A 22,892-nucleotide genomic window follows, 5' to 3' on the forward strand; every position below is an offset into this window, starting at 1 on the left:
TCGGCCGCCGCCCTGGCCTCGGCGAGGTCGGCGGGCAGGACGAGCCCGCGCCCGCTCAGCAGCCGCTCGCGGCCGACCAGCACCTCGTGGCCCTCGACGACACCGCGCACGCCGAGGCCGGGGACGTTCTCGAAGTCCGTGACCCGCGGCAGGTCACCGGCCGCCTCGCGCGCCCCGGCGGCGACGGCCCGCGCGATCGGGTGCTCGGAGGCGTCCTCCAGGGCGCCCGCCAGCCGCAGGACGTCGGCCTCCTCGGCTCCCGACACATGCACCCCGGTCAGCGTCATCGACCCGGTCGTGACCGTCCCGGTCTTGTCCAGCACGACCGTGTCGACGGCCCGCGTCGACTCCAGCACCTCGGGCCCCTTGATGAGGATGCCGAGTTGCGCGCCGCGCCCGGTGCCGACCATGAGCGCGGTCGGCGTGGCGAGCCCGAGCGCGCACGGGCAGGCGATGATCAGGACGGAGACGGCCGCGGTGAAGGCGGCGGTCGCGCCCTCCCCGGTCAGCAGCCAGAAGGCGAGCGTGCCGAGCGCCAGCACGATCACCACGGGCACGAAGACGGCCGAGATCCGGTCGGCGAGCCGCTGCGCGGCGGCCTTGCCGTTCTGCGCGTCCGCCACCAGCCGTGCCATACGGGCGAGTTGGGTGTCGGCGCCGATCCGCTCGGCCTCGACGACGATGCGCCCGCCCGCGTTGACGGTGGCGCCGGTGACCCGCGAGCCCGGCCCGACCTCGACCGGTACGGACTCCCCGGTGAGCATCGACGCGTCGACGGCCGAGCCACCGTCGCGTACGACGCCGTCGGTGGCGATCTTCTCGCCAGGACGTACGACGAAGCGGTCGCCGACCGCCAACTCGCCGACCGGGACACGTACTTCCTTCCCGTCACGGAGCACCGCGACGTCCCGGGCGCCGAGTTCGAGCAGCGCGCGCAGCGCCGCCCCCGCCTTCCGCTTGGCGCGGGCCTCGAAGTACCGCCCGGCCAGGATGAACGCGGTGACCCCGGCCGCCGCCTCCAGATAGATGTGGCCGCTGCCGCCGCCGCGCGAGACGGTGAGGTCGAAGGAGTCCTTCATGCCGGACATGCCCGCGTCGCCGAAGAACAGCGCCCACAGGGACCAGCCGTACGCGGCGAGCGTGCCGACCGACACCAGGGTGTCCATGGTCGCGGCGCCGTGCCGCAGATTCGTCCAGGCGGCCCGGTGGAAGGGCCAGCCGGCGTAGACGACGACCGGCGAGGCGAGCGTCAGCGCCAGCCACTGCCAGTTGTCGAATTGCAGCGCCGGGATCATCGACATCGCGACGACCGGCACGGCGAGGACGACGGCGGTGATCAACCGCTCGCGCAGGGAGGCCAGTTCGGGGTCGCGGGCCGTGGCTGCGGCGGTCCCGTCGGCGTCGGCCGGGGGCGCGAGCGGGGGCGGGGGGAGCGCGGCGGTGTACCCGGTGGCCTCGACGGTCGCGATGAGATCGCCGACCGCGACTCCCTCGGCGTACGCCACCTTGGCCTTCTCGGTCGCGTAGTTGACGGTGGCGCTGACGCCGTCCATCCGGTTGAGCTTCTTCTCGATCCGCGCGGCGCAGGACGCGCACGTCATGCCGCCGATCTCCAGCTCGACCGCCTGCCCGGCCGCCGCCGTCCCGCCGTCCTTCGCCGCCGTGGTCATCGCCACTTCCGCTCCCCTCGTGTCCCCTTCTCGCCTTCTTCTTACCTTCGGGACCCCCTGCCCCGGCCCCGCCGTGGGGGCCGCGAAGCGCCGGTCAGGCGCGGCCGACCAGTTCGTAACCCGCCTCGTCCACGGCGGCGCGCACCGACTCGTCGTCCACCGGCTGCTCGGACGCGACGGTCAGCAGACCGGTCGAGGCGACCGCCTTGACGGAGGTGACACCGGGAATCGCGGTGACCTCCTTGGTGATCGCGGACTCGCAGTGACCGCAGCTCATCCCGGACACGGAGTAGACGGCCTCGCTCATGGGGTTCTCCTCGATACGTGCGTGCGTGCGTGTATGCCTGCATGTGCGGACGTGCTTTCGCGGACGTACGTCCGCGGACGTACTTCTCCGTTCGTTGGGAACAACCTTATACCCCCTAGGGGTATTCCGCGAAGCTGAGATCTTCCGCACTCCGGGCGCCCGGCCGGTCCCGGTGCGCCGGGCGCTCGCCTAGGCTGGGCGCGTCGGCGCGTACCCGTGGCAGGGACGCGACCAGCTCTTTCACCAGGAGGCGGCAGCGTGCTGCGCACCATGTTCAAGTCGAAGATCCACCGGGCCACCGTGACCCAGGCGGATCTGCACTATGTGGGCTCCGTGACCGTGGACGCCGATCTGATGGACGCCGCGGACCTGCTGCCCGGCGAACTCGTCCACATCGTCGACATCACCAACGGCGCCCGGCTGGAGACCTATGTCATCGAGGGCGAGCGCGGCTCCGGCGTCATCGGCATCAACGGCGCCGCCGCCCACCTCGTGCACCCCGGCGACCTGGTCATCCTGATCAGCTACGCGCAGGTCGAGGACGCCGAGGCCAGGGCGCTGCGCCCGGCCGTCGTCCATGTGGACGCCGGCAACCGGATCATCACGGTCGGCGGCGACCCGTCGGAGCCCGCCCCCGGCGCGGACACGCTCCGCCCCCCGCACGCCGTGGCGCGGGTCTGACGTCCGAAGCCGGATGACTGGTGTGGCTGGTGCGGCCGGGTGCCCGCTCGCTGATCGCGGGGTGTGCGCGGACCGCTCGCGGTTCGTCGCGCGCCGTGCGTCCGGCGGTGAGCGTTGTGCGGCGGTGAGCGTTACGCGGCGGTGACGACCGCCGCGCCGCTCACCGGGCCGACGGCCGGGCCCTGGACCGGGCGTATCGGCATCTGGGTACCACGCGCGGCGGCGGTCCACTCGGCGCGCAGCCGCGCGAGCTCCGTGAGCTCTTCGGCCGTCCAAGGCCGGTCGCCGTGCTCCTGCACATAGGCGCGCAGGGCCGCGTTCGCTTGATCGAGACTTCCCCCGTACATGCGAACCACAGTAGACGGCGGCACTGACAATCCCGAATCCGTTAAACACCGCGCGTGACCGTGTCGATGCGGCACGACACCTTCCGTTTCGCCCGCCAAGGCGGTGACCTGCGCACGAACGGCGATTGTCGGGACCGGCTGCCATGCTGGGTGTGAGAGAGGACACTGCGTCCCAATCGGACAAAAGGCCCGGCACCCCCGATTGGCCCGGCGCCCCCCCGACGCGCCCGGCACCCGCCAGATCCGCCCCGCGCCCGCGATCCGCCCGGCAGCCCCGGCAGCCCCGGCGACCGCACGACAGCTCCAGGAGGAAGGCACCCATGCTCACCAACGACTACGTGCCCGGCGCGCCCGACTGGATCGACCTGGGCAGCCGCGACACCACGGCCGCCGCCGCGTACTACGGCTCGCTCTTCGGCTGGGAGTTCGAGCCGGGCGGCCCCGCGTCCGGCGGGTACGGCACCTTCGTACGGGACGGCGGGACGGTCGCCGCGCTGGGCCCGCTCCAGGACACCGGCGCGCACCCGGCCTGGACGGTCTACTTCGAGACCGCCGACGCCGACGCCACCACGGCTGCCGTCCAGGAGAACGGCGGTACCGTACGGGTGCCGCCGATGGACGTCTTCGACAAGGGCCGCCTCGCCGCCTGCACCGACCCGACCGGCGGCGAATTCGGCGTCTGGCAGCCCGGCACCAACAAGGGCCTGGACCACGTCGGCCCCTGGGGCCTGTGCTGGACCGAGCTGTACACACCGCAGGCCCAGCGCGCCAAGGACTTCTACGCCGCGGTCCTGGCCTGGGACTACGAGGACATGCCACTGCCCGGCGACGCGTCCGCCGACGTCTACACCGTGGTGTCCCGCTCCGGCGGCGGCCAGGACGGCTCGCACGGCGGCATCCTCCAGCTCGGCCCCGACCTGCTCCCCACCGGTACGGCCTACTGGCAGCCCTACTTCGGCGTGGACGACTGCGACGCCGTCGTCGCCAGGGCCACCGAGGGCGGCGGCACGGCCCTCATGCCCCCCACCGACATGGAGGGCGTCGGCCGCCTCGCCCTGCTGACCGACCCCGAGGGCGCCTTCTTCGCCGTGCTCACCCCGGCGGCCTCGATGACGTCCTGAGCCGTACAGCCAGCACAGCCCGTACACCTCGTACGGCCAGCACAGCCAGCACGGCCAGCACAGCCCGCGCACCGCTCAGGCCCGCGGGTCCTGGCCCGTGGAGGGGGCGGCCTGCTCGGCGACGGCCTGCTCGGCGGCGGACGGCTCCGCCGTACCGGCCCCGGTCGCGGGAGGCGCCGTCAGATGGGCGAGCGTGCCGGTGATCGTCAGCAGCCGCTCCAGCGCGGAGGACCGGTCGTCCAGGTGGAGCCGGACACCGGCCTCGTCGGTGCGGCGGCGGATCATCAGCAGGGCCGAGAGCCCGCTGGAATCCGTGCTGCCGAGCCCGGCGCAGTGCAGGTGCAGGTCCGCCAGGCGCGGGTTGTCGGCGAGCTTGTCGCTGACGACGGTCAGCAGCCGGTCGGCGTTGTCGTAGTCGAGGTCGCCGTGCAGGTCGATCCGCACGGTGGTCTCGGTGTCGACGGCCGTCAGCCGCAGATGGCTCGGGGGAATCGTGGTCATGCGGTGTTCCTGGCGGTGGTGAGTACGGACGAGGACAGACAGTCGGCGCCGAGCCGGAGAATCCGGACCGCGCGCGGGAAGTCCTTCAGTTCGTCGGACAGGATCCGCAGCGCGGGCGGCAGGCTGTGCGCGGGAACGCCGCGGGCGGCGAGGATCCCGGCGGTCCAGGTGAGGAAGTCGGCGAAGAGGTCCTCGTCGCCCGTGTAGAGGGCGATGGTGAGGAAGTCCACGATGTGCGCGAGGTCCTGCGCGGTGTGCTCGCGCTGGAGTTCGCTGTACGCGCGCATCGCGGGGAAGTCGGCCTCCAGCCCGCTGAAGACGGTCCGCACCAGGGCCGTACGGGCGCGCGCGACCATCGTGTACTCCTGGTCGGCCAGGTGCGGCAGATCGTCTATCGGCTGGTGCTCGGGCTGCGGGCTCGGCAGCGGGCCGCGCGCGAGGCGCTCCGCGGCCGTACGGGCGTCAGGGGCCCAGGCGTCGGCGCCCAGCAGCCGCGCGTGCCGGCCGTCCGGGCCGAAGGCGGCGCCGCCGACGAGGACCGGCACCCCGACGGCCTGGCAGGCGGTGATCGCGGCGTGCGCGGTCGGCAGCCGGGTGGCCAGCGAACTGGAGAGCGCCACCGCGTCGCACTTCGTGCGGTGCAGGTGGGTGATGAGGTGCGGTGTGGGCACCTGGGCGCCGAGGAAGTCGACGCGCCAGCCGCGCAGTTTCAGCACCTCGGCCAGTATCCGGGCGGGCAGCGCGTGCCACTCGCCCTCGACGCAGGCCACCGTGATCCTGCCCCGCCAGGGTTCGGTACGGACGGCCGGGTGCAGGGACAGCGCGGCCACGGCCCGGTCGTTGATCGCGGTGGCGGCGTGCTCCTGGGCGACGCTCAGCCGGTTGGCCGCCCACTCCTCGCCCACTTTGCCCTGCACGGGCGCGATGACGTCGAGCAGCACGCTCTCCGGGTCCACCCCCGTGTCCAGCGCGCCGAGCACCACACCGGCCGCCGCGTGCTCGTCGCCGTGCGCGACGGCCTCCCACAGCTCCGTCACGCGCCGCCCGAGCCCCTGGTCACGGCCGGAGCGGGCTCCGGACGGCAGTTCTGGCGGGGGTTCCGACAGCGGTTCTGACAGCGGTTCGTGCGGCGGTTCTGGCGGCAGTTCTGACGGCGACGCCGCGCGGTGCGGCGAGGGTGCGGACGGTTCGGTGTCGGTGCTCACGCTGTGTACCTGCCCCGAGTACGGCCGTTCACCGCACTCAGGTGATGCGTCCGGGGCGCGGAGATCACGACGACGGCCATGTCGTCGTGACGCCCCGCGCCGACCCACTCGGCGGCGAGCATCTGGACCCGCTCCACGATTCCCTCCGCGGGCATGCCCGCGCACTCCGACAGCACGCGCCGCAGCCGCTTCTCGCCGAACAGCGCACCGCCCAGGGGGCCGCCGCGCGCCTCGGTGATCCCGTCCGTGTACAGCACGCAGGTCTCGCCGGGCGCCAGGGACAGCGTGACGGTACGGGAGACGGCGTCGGGGATCGCGCCGACCAGGGTGCCCTTGGTGTCGGCCTCCTCCACCTCGCCGCCGGCCCGCACGATCAGCGGCGCGAGGTGCCCCGCGCTGGTCAGCCGCAGCCGCACCTGATGCCCGTCGCGGAGCGCGGAGGCCAGGATCAGCGTCGCGAAGCGGGTGTGGTGGGAGTTCAGCAGCGCCGTGTTCAGCAGGCTGAGCATCCGCTGGTGGTCGTCGGCCATGGGCAGCAGCGCGTGCAGGGTGTTGCGGATCTTGCCGGTCAGCACGGCCGCTTCGAGGCCCTTGCCGCACACGTCCCCCAGCACCGCCAGCGACGCCTCGCCCTCGGTCACCGACGGGTGCACGTCGTAGAAGTCCCCGCCGATCCGCTCGTGGTCCTGCGAGGGCCGGTAGCCACCGGCGAAGTCCACCCCGCCGACCTGGTGCAGCGACGGCGGCAGCAGTTCCCGCATCAGGACGTCGGTGATCGCCGACTGCTCCGCGTACAGCCGGGCCGCCGACATGGCGGCGCCCGCGCGCGCGGCGAACAGCCGGGCGAAGACCTCTTCGCGTTCGGTGAAGGCGGCCGTCTCCGAGCGCCGCAGCAGGACGAGGGCGCCCGCCGACACCCCGTGCCCCGGCAGCGGGGTGATCACTATCGAACCGAGCGTGCCGAATCCCTCGGGCACCAGCCACGCGGGCGCCGTCGCGGGGTCGAGCCAGCGCGAGGGCACCGGCGGGAAACCGCGCAGCGCCTCGCCGAGCCCCGGCACCTCGTCCGGATCGACGCCCAGGTGGAACTGCGACGGGCTGCCGCCGCGCACACAGGAGACCACCGGCAGCCGGTCGGCCCGCGACGGGGCGATGACCATGGCGGCGTCGGCCAGGTGCTCGGCGGCCATCTGCGCGGTGACGTCCATGCACCGGTCCAGGTTGAGCGAGGAGAGCAGCAGGTTGGACGAACGGCTGAGGAATTCGGTGCGCTCGCGTTCCATCCGCAACGCCTCGCGCGCCAGCCGCCGGTCGGTGTCCTCGACCAGCCACCACACGGCGCTTCCGTCGGCCAGGACCGTCGGATGCGCCTCGAAGGTGCGCCCGCCGACGGCGCCGGAGGCCACGTCCGTGCCCGCGGTCGCGGCCAGGCCCGGCGACGCGGTCGTGTCCGGTGACGCGGTCGTGTCCGGCGACGCGGCCGTGTCCGGCGACGCGTCCCTGTCCGCCGCGCCGTCCGCGTCGCCTTCCGGGGACTCCTCCGTCGGGGCGTGCAGCGTTTCGTGGGCCCGGGACAGCCAGCGTGGTGCCACGTCCGCGAGCGCCACCCCTTCCCCGGCCCCCGGCAGCAGGACCCCGGCCGCCTCGTTCGCGAGTATCAGCCTGCCGCCGGCCTCGACCACGAGCACCGGGTAGGGCGCCGACAGGGGGTACGGGGCATCGCTGCTCGAAACGCTCACCGGCGCGTCCGCACCGGCTGCCGTCGTGACGGGACCAACCACACATTCAGGATCCGCTGAGCGAATCCCTCACCTCATCGACTAGGGGACAGTTGCCGTTCGGCACCCACGAGACTGTTGCCGTCCAGCAACCATCCCGTACTTCCCCGCGGCCCCGCAACCAGCTCACCGGACCGTGATCGACCGGTCACAGGGCCTCCCGCCACCCCCCGAGCTCCCGCGCGCTGTCGAACCGCAGCGCCCGTCCGGTCACCGGATCGGTGAACTCCAGCGTCCGCGCGAGCAGTTGCAGCGGCCGGGTGAAGTCCTCCCGGCCGCCCTCCGGTTCCGGCTCGGGCAGCACCCGCGGATAGACCGGGTCGTACAGCAGCGGCAGGCCGAGCGCGCTCATGTGCAGCCGCAGCTGGTGGGTGCGGCCGGTCGCGGGCAGCAGCCGGTAGCGGCCCCACGCGCCGCGCCGCTCCAGCAGTTCGACCCGGCTCTCCGCGTTCGGCGGCCCCGGCTCCTCCCACGCCGCGATCCGCCCGCGCTCCTTCACGATCCGGCTCCGTACCGTCCTCGGCAGCTCCACCCGCGGGTCGTACGCGGCGACCGCCTCGTACTCCTTGCGCACCCGCCGGTCCCGGAAGAGCGTCTGGTACGCGCCCCGGTCCCCGGGGCGGATCACGAACAGCACCAGGCCCGCCGTCAGCCGGTCGAGCCGGTGCGCGGGCGACAGTTCGGGCAGCCCGCAGTCCCGCCGCAGCCGCGCCAGGGCGGTGTCGGTGATGTGCCGCCCGCGCGGGGTCGTCGCCAGGAAGTGCGGTTTGTCCGCCACCACGATCCGCTCGTCGCGGTACACCACCGTCACCTCGAACGGCACGGCCGTCTCGGGCGCCACATCGCGGTGGAACCATACGTACGCGCCCGCCTCGTACGCCGTCCCCGCCGTCACCGGGCCGCCGTCCGCGGTCACGAAACGCCCCTCGGCCAGCATCGATCCGACGCGCTCCGCGCCCACCGCCCCCGCGTACCGCTCCAGCAGATACTCCGCCACCGTCCGCGGCTCCCGGCCCCCGCCGGGCAGCCGCAGCCGCACCGGGTCCACGCCGTCCCGCTGCTCCAACGGCGACGGCGGCGCCTTGCGCCCGCCCCTGCCTGCCATGTCCCCGCCCCCCCCGTCAGCGCGCGACCGGGTAGCCGATCCGCTCCAGCTCCCCGGCCACCGCCTCGAAAGGAGCCGCCGGATTCAGCGCGGCGACGGCCTCACGGTCCAGTGGCCGCAGCCCGTACACCCCGCGCACGGCCCCGGCGGCAAGCCCGCTCTCGCGCGCGTACGCCTCGGGATCGGGATCGGTGAGCGGCGCGAACAGCCAGGCCGCGCCGTCCGGTTGGTCCCGCACGCCGGACTCGGCGGCCGGGAAGACGATGCCGTCGCCGGTACGCCACCGGTCGTCGTCCGCCGTACGCCACGCGCAGGCCGTGACCAGCGGCACCTCGGCGGCCAGGAACTCCGGCGGCTCCGCCGCATAGGGCGCGAACACCGGCGGCACCGCGTCCAGCACCCCCGGCCAGTTCCGCGGCGGCGGCCCCGAGGCGTACGGGCTCATCGGCGACTCGTGGTCGAAGCCCAGCACGATCGCTCCGTAACACGTGAACGCCACCGCATATCCGTCACCGCTCCCCGTCCGCCACACCCCCGCGTCGGCGCCCGTCCGCCAGCCGCGCACGAAATCCCGCTCCCGTACCCCCCGGCCGTCCCCCTGAACCTCCCCCGCCCCCGGATACCGCACGATCTCCAACGCGGCCAGCGCCCGGCACACATCCCGCAGCCCCGCGATCGACGGCAGCCCGCGGGCGACGTCATGGATCGTCACACGCTCAGTCATGCCCCATCCCTATCAAGCCGCACTGACAATCCCGCGCACACCTCGCACTCCCCGCACACCTCGCACCCCCGCACCGTCCCTCGCGTGTCACAGGCGCCCGCGCTGTCCCGTCCCGTGACAGAGAGCCCCGCGACGAGCCGGGGAACAACGAGCCGGGGAACGACCGGAAACAGAAGGACGGTGGCGGTCATGCGGGTGTTCGTGGCGGGCGGGAGCGGGGTATTGGGACGGCGGCTGGTGCCGCTGCTCGTGGACGGGGGCCACCAGGTGACGGCCACGACGACGAGCGCGGCCAAACTGGACTCGCTGAAGGCGCTGGGCGCCGACGGCGTCGTGATGGACGGCCTGGACGCGGCGTCGGTCGGCGAGGCGGTGGCCACGGCGCGGCCGGACGTCATCGTGCACCAGATGACGGCGATCGCCACCGAACACGCGGGCAAGCCCGACCTCAAGCACATGGACCGCTGGTTCGCCCCCACCATCCGGCTCCGCACGGAAGGCACCGACCACCTCCTGGCGGCGGCCCAGGCGACCGGCGTGAGCCATGTCGTCGCCCAGGGCTACGCCTCCTGGAACGGCGTCCGCGAGGGCGGCTGGGTCAAGACGGAACAGGACCCGCTCGACCTGATGGAGGGAACGCCCGCGCAGGCGGGGATGCGGGCGATCCGGCACGTCGAGGACGTGGTGGCGGACTTCGGCGGCGCGGTCATGCGCTACGGCAGTTTCTACGGCCCCGGCGTCACCGACGACATGGCCGAACTCCTGCGCAAGCGGCAGCTCCCGCTCGTCGGCGCCGGCGCGGGCCACACCTCGTGGATCCACCTGGACGACGCGGCGAGCGCCACCGCCCTGGCCGTCGAGCGGCGCGCGACCGGCCTGTTCAACATCGTCGACGACGAACCGGCGCCGGCCGCCGAGTGGCTGCCGTATCTGGCCCGGTGCGCGGGCGCGAAACGGCCGATGCGGGTGCCCGCGTGGCTGGCCCGTTTGCTCGCCGGGGAGGTGGCGGTGACGATGATGACCGAGGGCCGCGGCTTCTCCAATGCCAAGGCCCGGCGGGAACTGGGCTGGGAGCCGCGCTACGCGTCGTGGCGCGAGGGGTTCGAGAAGGGGCTGAAGTGATGCGGGCCGAATCGGCGCGGGCGGAATCGGTGGGGGCGGAATCGGCGCGGGCGGCGGAGTTCGAGGACCTGCGGCCGCTGCTGTTCTCGATCGCGTACCGGATCCTGGGCAGCGTGAGCGAGGCGGAGGACGCGGTCCAGGACACCTGGCTGCGCTACGAGGCCGCCGGGACCTCGCCCGCCTCGCCCAAGGCGTACCTGTCGGCCGCCGTCACCCGCGTCTCCATCGACGTGCTGCGCTCCGCCCGCTTCCGGCGCGAGGAGTACGTGGGGGAGTGGCTGCCGGAGCCGCTGCTCGCCGACCCCTACGACGACCCGGCGCGCTCGGCGGAACTGGCCGACTCCGTCTCGACGGCCGCCCTGTTGCTGCTGGAACGGCTCAGCCCGCTGGAGCGCGCCGTCTTCGTGCTGCGCGAGGTCTTCGGTTTCGGCTTCCCCGAGGTCGCCTCCGCCGTCGGCCGCTCCGAGGCGGCCTGCCGTCAGCTCGCGGTACGGGCCAGGCGGCACATGGACGAGGGCCGCCCGCGCTTCGAGGCCGACCGGCGGGAGCGGGAGAAACTGGCGGGACGGTTCTTCGACGCGCTGCGCGAGGGCGACGTCGAGGCGCTGCGTGACGTGCTTGCCGCGGACGTCCAGGTCGTCGGCGACGGCGGCGGCAAGACCCCGCAGTTCGCCCGCGCCATCAGCGGCGTCGAGAATGTGACGCGCCTGCTCGCCACCACCTTCCCCTGGTTCTTCCGCATCGACGTGACCATCGAGTCCCACGAGATCAACGGCCAGCCGGGCATGATCTTCCGCGACCGCGACCGCAAGGTGCTCAACGTGTGGACGCTCGACGTGCTCGACGGCCGCATCCAGATGATCAACTCCGTCAGCAACCCCGACAAGCTCGGGCACCTGGGCCCGGTCGGCGACGCGTGGGCGGTCTACCGCGAGTGGAACGCGGCCCGCCGCCCGTAGCGCCCCCGCCCTTGTCGCCCCCGCCCTTGTCGCCCCGGCTCCGTCGTCCCGGCTCCGTCGGCCCCCGTCACCTACGGTCCAGGTCGAGGTCGCGGCGCAGACGCGTCAGGGCGCTGCGGACACGGGACTTGGCCGTGCCCAGCGGGATGCCGAGCGTCTCCGCGACCTCCTGGTGGCTGCGCTCGGCGTAGAACGCGAGGTGGATCGCCTCCCGTTGCAGATCGGTCAGCACGCTCACCCCGCGCCGTACCGCCGCCTGCCGCATGCGCCGCTCGACGATGTCCAGGACGTTGTCGCCGGCCGGCAGCCGCGTCCTGCGGGCCGCCAGGTCCTCACTGCGCAGCAGTACGGCGTTGCGCCGGATCCAGTCGACGGCACGGCGGTGCGCGATGGTGACGATCCAGCCGCGTACGCTCCCCTGCTCCGGCCGGTACAGCGACGCCTTCGCCCACACCTCGGCCATGACGTCCTGGGCGATGTCCTCGGCTTCGGCGCGCAGCCGCACCCGCCGCTGGACCAGCGACCTGACCATGGGAAAGAGCAGCGTGTACAGCGCGGTGAACGCCTCCTGGTCGCCGCGCCCCGCCGCCAGCATGTGCTGTTCGAGGCCGTCGCTCTCCCAGGACGCCGCCTCCGGCGGCAACGGCGGACGCGTCGGACCTGCGTCCGGCATTCGGCTCACCTCCTCAGCGCCCGGCGCTGAACCGGGTGCCGTGCGGACCAAGGGGAGTTCGTAGCCCGGGTCCTCAGGTATGGCCGCTGCGCCCGATGGCCACCTGAAAGGAGGTACGGACGTACGGATGTACGGGCGCCGTGGCATGGTGCCCGTCGGCCGTCCGCCGGGGTCATGGGCGGAGTCGGGGGCCGGTGGCGCGCTCAGCGCCGGGTGAGGTCGCCGTAGAGGGTGTCCCAGGCGTCGTCCTGACGGCTGGCCGGTTTTCCGTCGCAATAGGGCAGCGCGTGCTGGGCCGTGTAGTAGCGGAGCATCGACAGTACGGCCATCGGGTCGCTGTTCTTGCCCGCCGTGTAGTCGCGGTCGGGCAGCGTCGCCTGGTGGACGCGGCAGGTCGGGCGCGGGCTCGCGGGGCCGGTGACCAGCGCTCCCGTGTGCCGGTCGGCGGTGCAGGAGGTGAGCGCGAGCGCGAGGACGGCGGCGGTCAGGGCGGCGCCGAGGAGGGCGGCCGGGCGGGAGGCCGTACGCGGTGTCGTACGCGTGGCCGTGCGGGAGGCCGTGCGGGTGGTCGTAGGCGAGGTTGTGCGCATGGTTCTGTCCTTGTGGCGTCCGTGGGACAACGGGTTCGGGTGTTGTCGATCCGTCAGAGGGGCATCGCACGCAGGGCGGTTCCCACGCCCACGGCGAGAATGAGCAGCGCGGTGCCCAGGGGGGTGAGGCGACCGCTCCACGCGCCGACGGCGTGCCATCTCCCGCCGTTCAGCGCGGGGAAGCGGTCCCTGAGCGTCAGCAGGAGCAGGCCCGCGGCGGCGAGGGTGGCGGCCATGCCGAGGCCGTAACAGACGACGAGCAGCACGCCGAACGCCGTACGGCCGAGGGCGATCGAGCCCAGCAGGACGACCAGCGCCGAGGGGCTGGGGACCAGGCCGCCCGCGATGCCGATGCCGATGAGACCGCCGCGCTTGCGGGTGCCGCCCGCGGAGTGGGAGTGGTGATGGTGGCCGTGGCCGAAGAGGCCGTGGCGGTGCGGGTGTTCGTGGGCGGTGTGATCGTCGGTGTGGTGCGGGTGGTGACCGTCGTGGCCGTGGCCGTGGTCGTGCTCGTGCTCATGGCCGTGGTCGTGTTCGGGGGCCTCCGGTTCGTCCAGGACCGCGACCGGCGTGGTGGCGACGGCCGTGGCCACCGTGGCCGCGCTCTGCTGGGTGACGACCTCGGCGCCCTCGGGGACCTCGACGAGCGGACCGGACGACGGGTGCGGGTGCTGGTGCTCAGCCCCGTGTCCGTGTCCGTGATCGTGGCCGTGGCCGTGGCCGTGCCCGTGCCCGTGGCCGTGTGAACCGTGAGCGCCGTCCCCCGCGTGCCCGTGCTCCGCCTGCCGCGCCCGGAAGACCCGGATCGCCGACGGCAGCAGCCACAGACCGGCCGCGGTGATGACGATCCCGCTGACCGTACCGAGCCAGGCCAGGACGTCCTCGCCGACGAGCGCGGAGGACACGCTGAGCGCGATGCCGAGGACGAGCACGGAGGCGGTGTGGGTCAGCGTCACGGTGCCCGCGACCGTGACGGCGTCGCGCGGACGTCCCTGACGGCCCGCCAGATACGCGGCCATGATGGTCTTGCCGTGACCGGGCAGCGCCGCGTGCCCCGCGCCCAGCACCATGGCCATCAGCACGGCGAGCAGCCCGACGGGAAGGGTGAGCCGGTCGTGGTCGGTGAGCGCGCCCAGCCGCCGGTCGAGGGCGGCGTACCAGGACGAGGGCCAGCCGGTGCCGGGCGCGACGGCCGCGGCGGCCCCGGGCCCCGAGCCCAGGACGAGCCGCGTACTGCGCTGGTCCAGCGGGTCGGCGAGCAGGTCCGCCGGATACGCGCGCAGCTCGCGCGAGACCGAGACGGCCGGGACGTCGGAGGAGCCGATGCGTACGCCGTCCCCGTGCGCGGTGATCTCGTGCCAGCCGATCCGGCTGCTGTCCACGCCGGTGGCCAGCGCGATCGTGTCACCGCGGCCGGGGGAGGCGGGCGCGGACAGCCGGCACTCCAGCCGTCCGGTGTCGAGCCCGGCCTGTCCGGGCACCAGCCGGAAGGACGCGGCCGTCAGCCCGAACCGCAGGGCCTTCGCCCGCCGCGCGTCCCCCGCGCCGCCCCCGTTCCCCGAACCGTCTGTCCCGCCGGTACCGTCGCTGAGCGTCGCGACGATGCCGCGCGCCAGGCCGGTGCAGGCGGTGTGCGCGTGGGCCGCGGCCTCCGCCGCGCTCAGGGTGCCGTCGTGGTCGGTGTCCATGGCGGCCTTGGCCTGGAGCGTGGGGATCTCGGCGGTGTCCACGACGGCGAGGTCGTCGATCCGGTCGGGGCGTACGGTCAGACCGTCGTACCGGTTGACGGTGAAGTTGCCCAGCGGGTGGGCGGAGACGGCCGGGGCGGCCAGCCACAGCAGCGAGGGCACCGCCACCAGCAGCAGGGCCGCGGCGCGCCGGGCACGGATCGGGGTCGTCATCGCTGTCCCTGCCGTCCTCGCGGTGGTTGTGCCGCCGGTTCCTTCTGATCCTTCCGAAGGGCGGTCAGCCGGGCGCGCGCGTCCGGCGCGTACAGCGGCGAGAAGGCCGGATTGGCGGCCAGCGCCCCGGCCAGGTCCGTACGCGCCGCCTCGTCGTCGCCGAGCGACTGCTCGATCACGCCCCGGTGGTAGCGCAGCAGCGCGTCCCGCCAGCCGAGCCGGTTCGCCTGCTCGGCCAGCGGCAGCGCGTCGCCGTCACGGCCCGCCCGGTGCAGCGCCCAGCTCAGCGCGTCCGCGACCAGCACACTGTGCCGCCGGTCCCACTCGGAACTCAGCAGCTTCACCGCGAGGTCCGCGTCGCCGTGATCGGCCTGGTACTGGCCGAGGTTGAGGTCGTCCACCACGCCATTGGCCGCGAACAGCTTCTGCTCCGCCTCCAGCACCCCGTACTGCGCCCTGGCTTCCGGCGCCCGGCCCAGCGACTCCAGCAATTCGCCGAACTCCAGCACATATTGCGGCTGCGGCACTCGGTCGATCGCCGTCCGGTAGTCCGTGACCGCCTGGTCCGTCCGCCCGAGCGCCGCCTCCGCCCTGGCCGCGCCCGCCAGCGACGCGGTGTACGTCGGATCCAGCGCGAGCGCCGTCCGGTACTCCCGCAACGCTTCACCCGTACGGCCGGTGTTGAAGGCCAGTTCGCCCAAGTAGTGGTGGCAGAAAGCCTGATCGGCCGCCGTCGTCGCGTCCTGGAGCGCCCGCCGCAGCGCCTGCTCCGCGTCCGCGGTCTGTCCGTGCAGCTCGAAGGTGTACGACGCCCGGGTGAACGACGCCGTCGACGGGTGCAGATCGAGCATCCGCTGTACGGCGTCCTGCGCCGCGCTGTCCTCACCCAACTGGGTGAGCGCGTCATTGAGCGCGCCGTACGGCGCCCAGGCGTACGGGTCGTCGCTGATCGCCTTGTCCGCCCACGTCCTGGCCTGCGCGAACTGGTGCCGTGCGTTGGCCAGTCCGGCCATTCCGGTGAGCGCGGCGGTGTTGTGCAGCGGCTGGAGCGCGAGCGACTTGCGCAGCGCCGCCTCGGACTTCGGGTACAGCGTCGGATCGACGTCGAGCCGGGCCTGTTCGACGTATTCGGAGCCGAGCTGGGCCCAGGAGGAGGCGTCGTTCGGCTGTGCGCGCAGCGTGCTCTGGAGCTTGGCGACGATGGCGTCCACGCTCAACGGCGCCGCCCGCGTGCCGGAGTCCTGGCCGGAACCCGTACCGGAACCCGTACCGGAACTCGTACCGGAGTTCTGGCCCGGGACCGCGTCGGAAGGCGGCGGGGACGAGGTGCCGCCCGAGCGCTCCAGCGCTGCGAAGCCGGTCAGGCCCGCACAGAGCACGGCGGTGGTGGCGATCAGGGCGAGGCGGCGCATGGGGGTCTGTTTTCTCCGCTCGGGACGAACAGGGGCTCCGGCCGGTCGGACGGGTGGGGCGGTCGGACCGGAGGAGAGGGACCCGGCGTGGGCCTGTCAGGTGCCCACGCCGGGTGGCTTGCTCAGCCGGCCTGGTTGACCGAGCCGGTGTAGGGCAGCGCGACGTACGGGAAGGTGCCGGCGAAGGGGACGCCGGGTCCGTTCACGCCGTCACCCGCGGCGAGCGCCTGGATCAGGTGGCCGGGGGTCGCGCCCTCCAGCGCCTGGATCGCGATGTCCACGACGTCGTCACCGAGGCGGCGGCCGTTGGGGTAGCCCTGGAAATCGCCGTTCAGCACGCCGAGACGGTCCGGCTTCGCGGTGACCGGGGTGGACATGTTCAGCCGCAGCTCCTCGGCGGGGACGAACCGCTTCTTGTTGACGTCCTGGTTCATGAGCTGCGAGTTGAGGTCCACGGCCAGCGGGCCGTTCGCCGCCTTCGCGATACCGGTCAGGAAGATCTCCTGAAGGTCCTTGCGCGGCGTCGCGGGCGCCGGGATCCCGTAGATCGACTGGATCAGCATCGGCAGCTCGGGGTCGAGCACCTTCGCCACGATCTTGGGCTGGTTGTGGTCCTGCGACGGCGGCAGCGCGTTGAACGCGTTCTTCAGACCCGCGGGCACCACCGCCTCGTTCACCAGCGGGTTGCCGAGCCGCGAGACCTGCACGTACGGGCCGCTGGCCGTCTGCTTGCCCGGGGAGAGGTTCATGGTGCGGCGCGAGGTGGTGCTCCACACGCCGATCACCGGGTTGCGCTTGGGGTTGCAGTTGAGCGCCAGCGCGGACTTCGGGACCTGGATCGCCAGGGTGTTGACGTTGTAGCCCTTGAGCGTGTTGTGCCCGGTCTCCGACAGATTCCCGCCGTAGAGCAGGTCGAAGACGCGCAGGTCGAGGAAGAACGGGTCCGCGGCCTGCGAGGCCACCGTCTGCCCGCCGCCGGGCAGCTTCCGCGTCGCCTGGCCGCGCAGCCGCCCGTAGTTCGGCATCGACGCCTTGCCGACGTTCGACGGCGTGGCGATGCCGTCCTTCACCAGCGTGACCGGGCGCTTGCCCGCGCGCAGTTCCTGGAGCGTGTAGTGCTGGCGGAACAGCAGCGTCTTGTCGTTGAGGTTGTTCACCACGCCGTTGTTGTACAGGAATGTCTTGTCACCGCGCCGGTCCTCGTTGCGGAAGGTCCAGCGGTACGTGAGGTCCGCCTTGCCGGTGCCCTGGCTGTCGATATTGATGTCGTACTGGGCGTCGGTGGCGAACGGGTAGAAGTTCGGCCCGCCGTTGGGCTCCTGGAACGGGTACCAGTTCGCGACCAGCGTCACCGTGTCCGACTTGTCAGGACTGGAGAACGCGTAGAGGTCGGTGTTGTCGACCTGTGGGTCCGCCGCGATCAGCGGCGCCTCGCGGTGGCTGGACGCCTGGCCGACGCCCGTACCGGGACCGGCCAGCGCCGCTCCCGCGATCGCCGTGCCGAGCGTCAGCAGCAGCGCTGCCGACTTCCACCGGCCGACGATGCCCGGTGTTCTGCGTGAACTCATGGGTGGTCTTTCTGTGGGGGTGAAGAGTCCGGCCTCGGGACCGGTCCCTGCACCCCGTTCGTCTCCAAGGGAGGTGCCGGATTGCCCGAAAGAGGTTTTTGTCCCCGATCGGGCGAATATGCGGATACGGATACCGGAGATGCGCCGTCCGGCTTGGCGATGGTGCCGACGTTGACGACGCGTCATGTCGTGCGCGGCGCAGGGCGTCTCCGGTGGTGCGCGGCGCAAGGCGCTCCGGGTGTCCCGGGCATACGGACATACGTATGCCATATGTCCGTATGCCCGAACGCGGAGTTACCACCGTAAAGAGGTCATGCGCACACCCGTACCAATCCGCGCCCCCCGCCGCTCCGAATGCCAGTGCGGAGGCACCCGCCTCCGGTCGCGGAGCCGACGCCACGCCGACTCCGCGGGTCCGCGAGTGAAGGGCAGCACCACCATGCGATCCACCAGCGCACGTGTCGTGACCGCGATAGCAGTCGCCGCGATCCCGTTGGCTTTCCCGGCGGCGGCGTGGGCGGCACCGACGGACACCGACGTCCCCTGGACCACGTACCAGGCGTCGCTGGACCCGATCACCGCCAACCACGTCACGGGCAGCGGTACGGCGATGATCCAGCTCTCCGGCAACACCGCGAAGATCACCGTCACCGCTTCGGGCCTGGTCGGCGGCGGCTCCCCGCACGCCATGCACGTCCACGTCGACGGCGCCGGTGTGTGTCCCAAGCCGTCCGAGGCCAAGGACCACAACGGCCACAGCTCGATCAACGTCGCCGACGCCATGAAGGACTACGGCATGATCGGCACCTCGCTCACCACCAGCGGCGACAGCACCCCCAAGAGCGCCCTGGCCGTCGACCGCTTCCCGGCCGGTTCGAGCTTCAAGTACAGCCGCACCCTCGAAGTCACCGACAACGTCGCCGCGAACCTCAAGTCCGGCAAGGCCGTCCTCGTCGTCCACGGCATCGACTACAACGGCAACGGCAAGTACGACAACGTGCTCGGCGCGAGCGAACTCGACAAGACCCTGCCCGCCGAGGCCACCGACCCCGCCCTGTGCGGCGCCTTCAACGTCTCCCAGATGACCTCGATGCCCGGCGGCGGCGCGGACACCGGTGACGGCGCCACGCAGGCCGGCACCGGCATCCACACCGGCATGGTCGCGGGCGGCAGCGCCGCCGCCCTGGTCGGCCTCGGCATCGGCGGCTTCGCCCTGCGCCGCAGGGGCGTCACGACCCGATGAGTGACGACGCCGCCGCTCCGCACGAGGACGGCCCGGACGACGCCGGCCGTACGGACGACACCGTACGTACGACCGGCGCCGGCCGCACCGGCCGTGTGGGCCGCACACGACGTACGGCGGTCATGCTCGTCGTCCTCGCGGTGGCCTGCGTCGCCGCGGGGGTCACCGCCGTACTCGCCGGGACCAGCGGGGGCGGCGGCAACCCGCCGCCGCAGCCGGGCCCGGCCGTCGCCGGGAGCACACCGCAGGACGACATGTCAGGTCACGAGATGTCCGGCCACGACATGACGGCGATGCCCGCCCCGCCGAGCGGCGGCGCCTCGGCCGACCCGGCCAGCCCGACACCCACCCGGCCCGGCACGCTGCCCGCGTCCAAGCCGGTCGCCCTCGACATCCCGTCCATCGGCGTCCACTCCGACCTGCTGGACCTGGGCCTCAACAAGGACGGCAGCCTGGAGGTCCCCTCCAAGCCGCTGCGCGCGGGCTGGTACCGCAACTCGCCCACCCCCGGCCAGACCGGACCCTCCGTCATCCTCGGCCACGTCGACTCCAAGGAGACCGGCCCCGCCGTCTTCTACCGGCTCGGCGCGATGAAGCCCAAGCAGCAGATCCGCGTCACCCGCGCCGACCACAAAGTCGCCGTCTTCACCGTTGACGCCGTCCGCTCCTACGAGAAGGCCCAGTTCCCGACCCTCGACGTCTACGGCAACACCGCCGACGCCGAACTCCGGCTCATCACCTGCTCCGACTGGAACGCGCGCACTCACTCGTACGAGGGAAACACCGTCGTCTTCGCACACCTCGCGACCTGACGCCCGTGCGACGCCGTATTGACATCCTCTGATCATCTGACCGCGTTGACCGCGGAGCACAACCAACCCGACGGGTCGACTGTCGGACGGGGTGGGACACCACGGGCGGTGTCCCACCCCGTTTCGCACAGGAGGAACGTTCCTTGGTCTCCTTGGTCTCCCTGGTCTGTCTGCTGTCTCTCCGCACCGGGCGCCGCCGTCTCGTCGCCGCGACCGCCACCGTCCTCGCCGCCACTCTTGGCGCGGGTGCGCTGACCGCCACGGCCACGGCCACGGCCTCCGTGGGTGCGACGCGGGCGCCCGCCGTGCCGTCCGGGGTGAGCGGCCCGCTCCCGCTGCCGATGACGCCCGGCGCCACGCTGGCGTCCGCGGGCACCCAGGGCTTCTGGACGTACATCCCGCACGACGCGGACGACGGCAAGCTCCGCTGGACCCCGTACGGCGGCGGCCCGATCCGCGACCTGCGCTTCGACACCGTCAACGGCATCGCCGAGATCTCGGGGGACACGGTCGTCACCACGAGCGACAGGCTCGGGAGCAACGTGCTGGACATGCCCACCGGCACCTCCTTCGCACTGCGGCCGGTCGGCGACGGAATCGACAGCCTCTACGGGGGCGTCGCGGGCCGGGCGCTGTTCGTCCGCGGCGCCACGAAGCTGTGGGTCGAGACCGCGGACGGGTCAACCCGCGCCGTGCGGGGCCTGCCCGAGGGGACCGACTACGGGCGGGTGCGGCCGGGCGACGCGACCCACGGCCTGGTCCCCACCGGGACCGGGGAGGGCGAACGGCGCGTCGGCCTCATCGACCTGACCACCGCTGCCCTCACCTTCCCCTACCCGCGGCAGGCGCGGAATCCGGTGATCTCCGGCAACCGCCTCGCCTGGGTCGAGGACGACACCGCCGCGAACACGCTCCGGGTGGTCGTCCGCGACCGGACCACCGGCACCGACACCACGGTCCCCGTGCCGGGCGTGAAAGCCGGTACGGACCTGGCCGTCGGACTGCTCGGCGACTGGGTGACGTACGGGACGACGGCCCTGCGCGTCGGGACCGGCCAGAAGGTCGCCTTCCTCGACCGCGCCGACGCCTCGTACGCCGTCCCCGACGGCGCCGCGCGGATCGTCCAGGGCAGCGACTCCGCCCAGGGAGCGGGCGTCTTCCGCGTCGCCCTCGACCCGAACGGCCGGCCGGCCGCGCGGCTCCTCGCGCACGCGGGTACCCCGACCTCCGCCCTGCACGACTTCGACAACGACGGTCTCCCCGACCTGCTGGGCCGCGACGCCTCGGGCGGGCTGTGGCGGGACAGCGCAGCGGACGGGCGCCGGCGGGCGCGGATCGGCGGCGGCTGGCAGATCTACGACAAGCTCGAGACCGTCGGCGACATCGCGGGGAAGAACAGCCCCGACTACCTTCCCGAACTCGTCGCCCGCGACAAGGACGGGGTCCTCTGGCTCTACTCGGGCCGCGAGGACGGCGGTCTCACCCCGCGCGTCCGCGTCGGCGGCTGGCAGACGTACACCCGTCTCACCGGCGGCAGCGACCTCACCGGCGACGGCCGCCCGGATCTCGTCGCGGTCGACACGACCGGAATCCTCTGGCTCTACCGCAGCACCGGCAGCACGGCGCGCCCCTTCGAGCCCCGCGTGCGCGTCGGCACCGGCTGGACCGGCTACGACCAGCTCACCGCCGTCGGCGACCTCGCGGGCGGACCCGCGGGCGACCTCGTCGCCCGCGACAAGGACGGCGTCCTGTGGCTCTACCTCGGCACGCCCGACGGCACCTTCGAACGCCGCACCCGGATCGGCTCAGGCTGGCAGACGTACTCCCAGCTCATCGGCGCCGGCGACGTCGACCACGACGGCAAGGCCGACCTCTTCGCCTACCAGGCCGCCACCAAAACCGTCTTCCTCTACTCCGGCACCGGCGACCCCGCCCGCCCCTTCGCCCCCCGCGCGATCTCCGACGCCCACACGGGCAACGCGTACGACAACATGAGCTGACCGGCCGGATCCCCCTACGGCGGGCAGCCTCCGTGCGGACTTCGTGCAGCCTCCGTGCAGCCTTCCGCGATCAAAAAGGCCCTCCCGCTCGCCAGCGGGAGGGCCTCTCATGGCTGTGACCTGCTACTTCCGATGTGCCCCAGGCAGGATTCGAACCTGCGACACCAGCTTTAGGAGAGCTGTGCTCTATCCCCTGAGCTACTGGGGCGGGGACAGGCGCCAGTGTAGCGGGTCGGCGGTGGCCGGTCGGGGGCCCGGGGGCGGGGGCGGAAGGCCGGTTCGTCAGCCGAGGGCCTTGAGGATTTCGGCGGCCAGGGGACCGGCGGAGGCGGGGTTCTGGCCGGTGTGCAGATTGCGGTCGGTGACGGTGTGCGGCGCCCAGGGCGCGCCTTCCTGGAAGTCGGCGCCGAGCTGGACGAGCCGGTCCTGGAGGAGCCAGCGGGCCTTGTCGGCGAAGCCCGCCTGGGTCTCCTCGACGTTGGTGAAGCCGGTCAGCCGGTAACCGGCGAAGGGGGAGGCGCCGCCGGGCCCCGTGGCGGTGGCGAGCAGCGCGGCGGGCGCGTGGCAGACGATGCCGAGCGGCTTGCCCGAGGCGAGGGCCGCGTTGAGCAGGGCGCCGGACACGGCGTCGGCCGACAGGTCCTCCATCGGGCCGTGGCCGCCGGGGTAGAAGACGGCGTCGTAGCCGTCGAGCGAGACGTCCGCCAGCTCCACGGGGTGCTGGAAGGCGGCGATCCCGGCCAGTTCGGCCTCCATCGCCGCCGCGCCCTCCTCACCGCCGTTGAACTCGGGCGCGAGGCTCCCCCGGTCCACCGTCGGTACGACCCCGCCCGGCGTCGCGGCGACGACCTCGTGGCCCGCCTCGGTGAAGACCCGGTACGGGACCACGGCCTCCTCGGCCCAGAAGCCGGTCGGGTGCGCGCTGCCGTCTGCGAGCGTCCAGTGGGTGGCTCCGGTCAGGACGAACAGGATCCTTGCCATGGAGGTGGTTCTCTCTTCCGTGTCGCTGGGGGCGGGTGGGCTGGGTGGGGGCGGCCGTTCCCAACGTACGCCGAGGCGGGGGCTTACGCCGGGGGTGGCGGGGGCCAGGGTGCGGCGGGGCCCGGGTGCGGGGGGCCGGGTGCGGCGGGGAGGGGGGAATAGGTAGGGTGGCCGGAATGTTCGGGATGTTGA

The 22,892-nt window shown here is 73.0% G+C and carries 21 protein-coding genes and 1 tRNA gene; 7 read left to right on the top strand and 15 right to left on the bottom strand.

What is annotated here, in order from left to right; all coding sequences use genetic code 11:
- A partial coding sequence (locus tag BGM09_RS02510) for a heavy metal translocating P-type ATPase (RefSeq protein ID WP_188279745.1) occupies positions 1-1,670 on the bottom strand: 1,670 nt, incomplete at its 3' end.
- Positions 1,671-1,764: 94 nt separating this feature from the next.
- A complete protein-coding gene (locus BGM09_RS02515) occupies positions 1,765-1,977 on the bottom strand; it encodes a heavy-metal-associated domain-containing protein (protein WP_188279701.1) in 213 nt (70 codons plus the stop codon).
- 258 nt (positions 1,978-2,235) lie between these two features.
- Here BGM09_RS02515 and panD point away from each other — a divergent pair, with 258 nt between their 5' ends.
- On the top strand, positions 2,236-2,658 hold the full coding sequence (gene panD / locus BGM09_RS02520; RefSeq protein WP_188279702.1) for an aspartate 1-decarboxylase: 423 nt from the start codon (positions 2,236-2,238) through the stop codon (positions 2,656-2,658).
- 131 nt (positions 2,659-2,789) lie between these two features.
- On the opposite strand, the gene BGM09_RS02525 is transcribed toward panD, so the two are convergent.
- On the bottom strand, positions 2,790-3,005 hold the full coding sequence (locus BGM09_RS02525) for a hypothetical protein (protein ID WP_188279703.1): 216 nt from the start codon (positions 3,003-3,005) through the stop codon (positions 2,790-2,792).
- A gap of 320 nt (positions 3,006-3,325) precedes the next feature.
- On the opposite strand from BGM09_RS02525, the gene BGM09_RS02530 reads away from it, so the two are divergent.
- Entirely contained in the window at positions 3,326-4,126 is an 801-nt protein-coding gene (locus BGM09_RS02530) for a VOC family protein (protein ID WP_188279704.1), read from the top strand.
- A gap of 75 nt (positions 4,127-4,201) precedes the next feature.
- Here BGM09_RS02530 and BGM09_RS02535 read toward each other — a convergent pair whose 3' ends face one another.
- The 5 genes from BGM09_RS02535 to BGM09_RS02555 all read right to left on the bottom strand — a co-directional run bounded on the left by BGM09_RS02535 (position 4,202) and on the right by BGM09_RS02555 (position 9,439).
- A complete protein-coding gene (locus tag BGM09_RS02535) occupies positions 4,202-4,627 on the bottom strand; it encodes an STAS domain-containing protein (protein ID WP_188279705.1) in 426 nt (141 codons plus the stop codon).
- Complete coding sequence (locus BGM09_RS02540; protein WP_188279746.1) at positions 4,624-5,712, bottom strand: cobalamin-dependent protein; 1,089 nt, start codon at positions 5,710-5,712, stop codon at positions 4,624-4,626. Before BGM09_RS02540 ends, BGM09_RS02535 begins: the two co-directional genes overlap by 4 nt.
- A gap of 116 nt (positions 5,713-5,828) precedes the next feature.
- On the bottom strand, positions 5,829-7,571 hold the full coding sequence (locus BGM09_RS02545) for a PP2C family protein-serine/threonine phosphatase (protein WP_317452499.1): 1,743 nt from the start codon (positions 7,569-7,571) through the stop codon (positions 5,829-5,831).
- A 187-nt stretch (positions 7,572-7,758) separates the two neighbouring features.
- Positions 7,759-8,715 (bottom strand): pseudouridine synthase, encoded by a 957-nt coding sequence (locus BGM09_RS02550; protein WP_188279706.1) that lies wholly within the window; start codon positions 8,713-8,715, stop codon positions 7,759-7,761.
- Between the two features lie 16 nt (positions 8,716-8,731).
- Positions 8,732-9,439 (bottom strand): hypothetical protein, encoded by a 708-nt coding sequence (locus tag BGM09_RS02555; protein WP_188279707.1) that lies wholly within the window; start codon positions 9,437-9,439, stop codon positions 8,732-8,734.
- Between the two features lie 189 nt (positions 9,440-9,628).
- Here BGM09_RS02555 and BGM09_RS02560 point away from each other — a divergent pair, with 189 nt between their 5' ends.
- Positions 9,629-10,561 (top strand): NAD-dependent epimerase/dehydratase family protein, encoded by a 933-nt coding sequence (locus BGM09_RS02560; protein ID WP_188279708.1) that lies wholly within the window; start codon positions 9,629-9,631, stop codon positions 10,559-10,561.
- Positions 10,561-11,520 carry an RNA polymerase sigma-70 factor gene (locus tag BGM09_RS02565; protein WP_188279709.1) on the top strand — a complete coding sequence of 320 codons (960 nt, stop codon included), beginning with the start codon at positions 10,561-10,563 and terminating at the stop codon, positions 11,518-11,520. Before BGM09_RS02560 ends, BGM09_RS02565 begins: the two co-directional genes overlap by 1 nt.
- A 67-nt stretch (positions 11,521-11,587) precedes the next feature.
- Here BGM09_RS02565 and BGM09_RS02570 read toward each other — a convergent pair whose 3' ends face one another.
- The 5 genes from BGM09_RS02570 to BGM09_RS02590 form a co-directional block, all read right to left on the bottom strand.
- On the bottom strand, positions 11,588-12,193 hold the full coding sequence (locus tag BGM09_RS02570; protein ID WP_188279710.1) for a sigma-70 family RNA polymerase sigma factor: 606 nt from the start codon (positions 12,191-12,193) through the stop codon (positions 11,588-11,590).
- Between the two features lie 203 nt (positions 12,194-12,396).
- The gene (locus tag BGM09_RS02575; protein WP_188279711.1) at positions 12,397-12,783 is read right to left on the bottom strand and encodes a hypothetical protein; all 387 of its coding nucleotides are present in this window, start codon (positions 12,781-12,783) and stop codon (positions 12,397-12,399) included.
- 53 nt (positions 12,784-12,836) lie between these two features.
- Positions 12,837-14,684 carry a hypothetical protein gene (locus tag BGM09_RS02580; RefSeq protein ID WP_188279712.1) on the bottom strand — a complete coding sequence of 616 codons (1,848 nt, stop codon included), beginning with the start codon at positions 14,682-14,684 and terminating at the stop codon, positions 12,837-12,839.
- On the bottom strand, positions 14,681-16,096 hold the full coding sequence (locus BGM09_RS02585; RefSeq protein ID WP_188279713.1) for a tetratricopeptide repeat protein: 1,416 nt from the start codon (positions 16,094-16,096) through the stop codon (positions 14,681-14,683). Before BGM09_RS02585 ends, BGM09_RS02580 begins: the two co-directional genes overlap by 4 nt.
- A gap of 122 nt (positions 16,097-16,218) precedes the next feature.
- Positions 16,219-17,664 (bottom strand): DUF4331 domain-containing protein, encoded by a 1,446-nt coding sequence (locus tag BGM09_RS02590; protein ID WP_188279714.1) that lies wholly within the window; start codon positions 17,662-17,664, stop codon positions 16,219-16,221.
- 463 nt (positions 17,665-18,127) lie between these two features.
- Between BGM09_RS02590 and BGM09_RS02595 the strand changes: the two genes are divergently transcribed.
- The 3 genes from BGM09_RS02595 (at position 18,128) to BGM09_RS02605 (ending at position 21,719) form a co-directional block, all read left to right on the top strand.
- A complete protein-coding gene (locus BGM09_RS02595; protein WP_188279715.1) occupies positions 18,128-18,907 on the top strand; it encodes a hypothetical protein in 780 nt (259 codons plus the stop codon).
- On the top strand, positions 18,904-19,719 hold the full coding sequence (locus tag BGM09_RS02600; protein WP_223186196.1) for a class F sortase: 816 nt from the start codon (positions 18,904-18,906) through the stop codon (positions 19,717-19,719). The genes BGM09_RS02595 and BGM09_RS02600 overlap by 4 nt, the downstream gene beginning before the upstream one ends.
- A gap of 143 nt (positions 19,720-19,862) precedes the next feature.
- On the top strand, positions 19,863-21,719 hold the full coding sequence (locus BGM09_RS02605; protein WP_188279716.1) for an FG-GAP repeat domain-containing protein: 1,857 nt from the start codon (positions 19,863-19,865) through the stop codon (positions 21,717-21,719).
- 135 nt (positions 21,720-21,854) lie between these two features.
- On the opposite strand, the gene BGM09_RS02610 is transcribed toward BGM09_RS02605, so the two are convergent.
- Both BGM09_RS02610 and BGM09_RS02615 read right to left on the bottom strand, forming a co-directional pair.
- Positions 21,855-21,927: transfer RNA gene (locus tag BGM09_RS02610), tRNA-Arg, on the bottom strand.
- 74 nt (positions 21,928-22,001) lie between these two features.
- Positions 22,002-22,700: a type 1 glutamine amidotransferase domain-containing protein gene (locus BGM09_RS02615; protein ID WP_188279717.1), complete on the bottom strand. Its 699-nt coding sequence runs from the start codon at positions 22,698-22,700 to the stop codon at positions 22,002-22,004.
- Positions 22,701-22,892: the final 192 nt, after the last annotated feature.

Origin of the sequence: Streptomyces sp. CBMA29, assembly GCF_014596445.1 — a bacterium.
GTDB lineage: Bacteria > Actinomycetota > Actinomycetes > Streptomycetales > Streptomycetaceae > Actinacidiphila.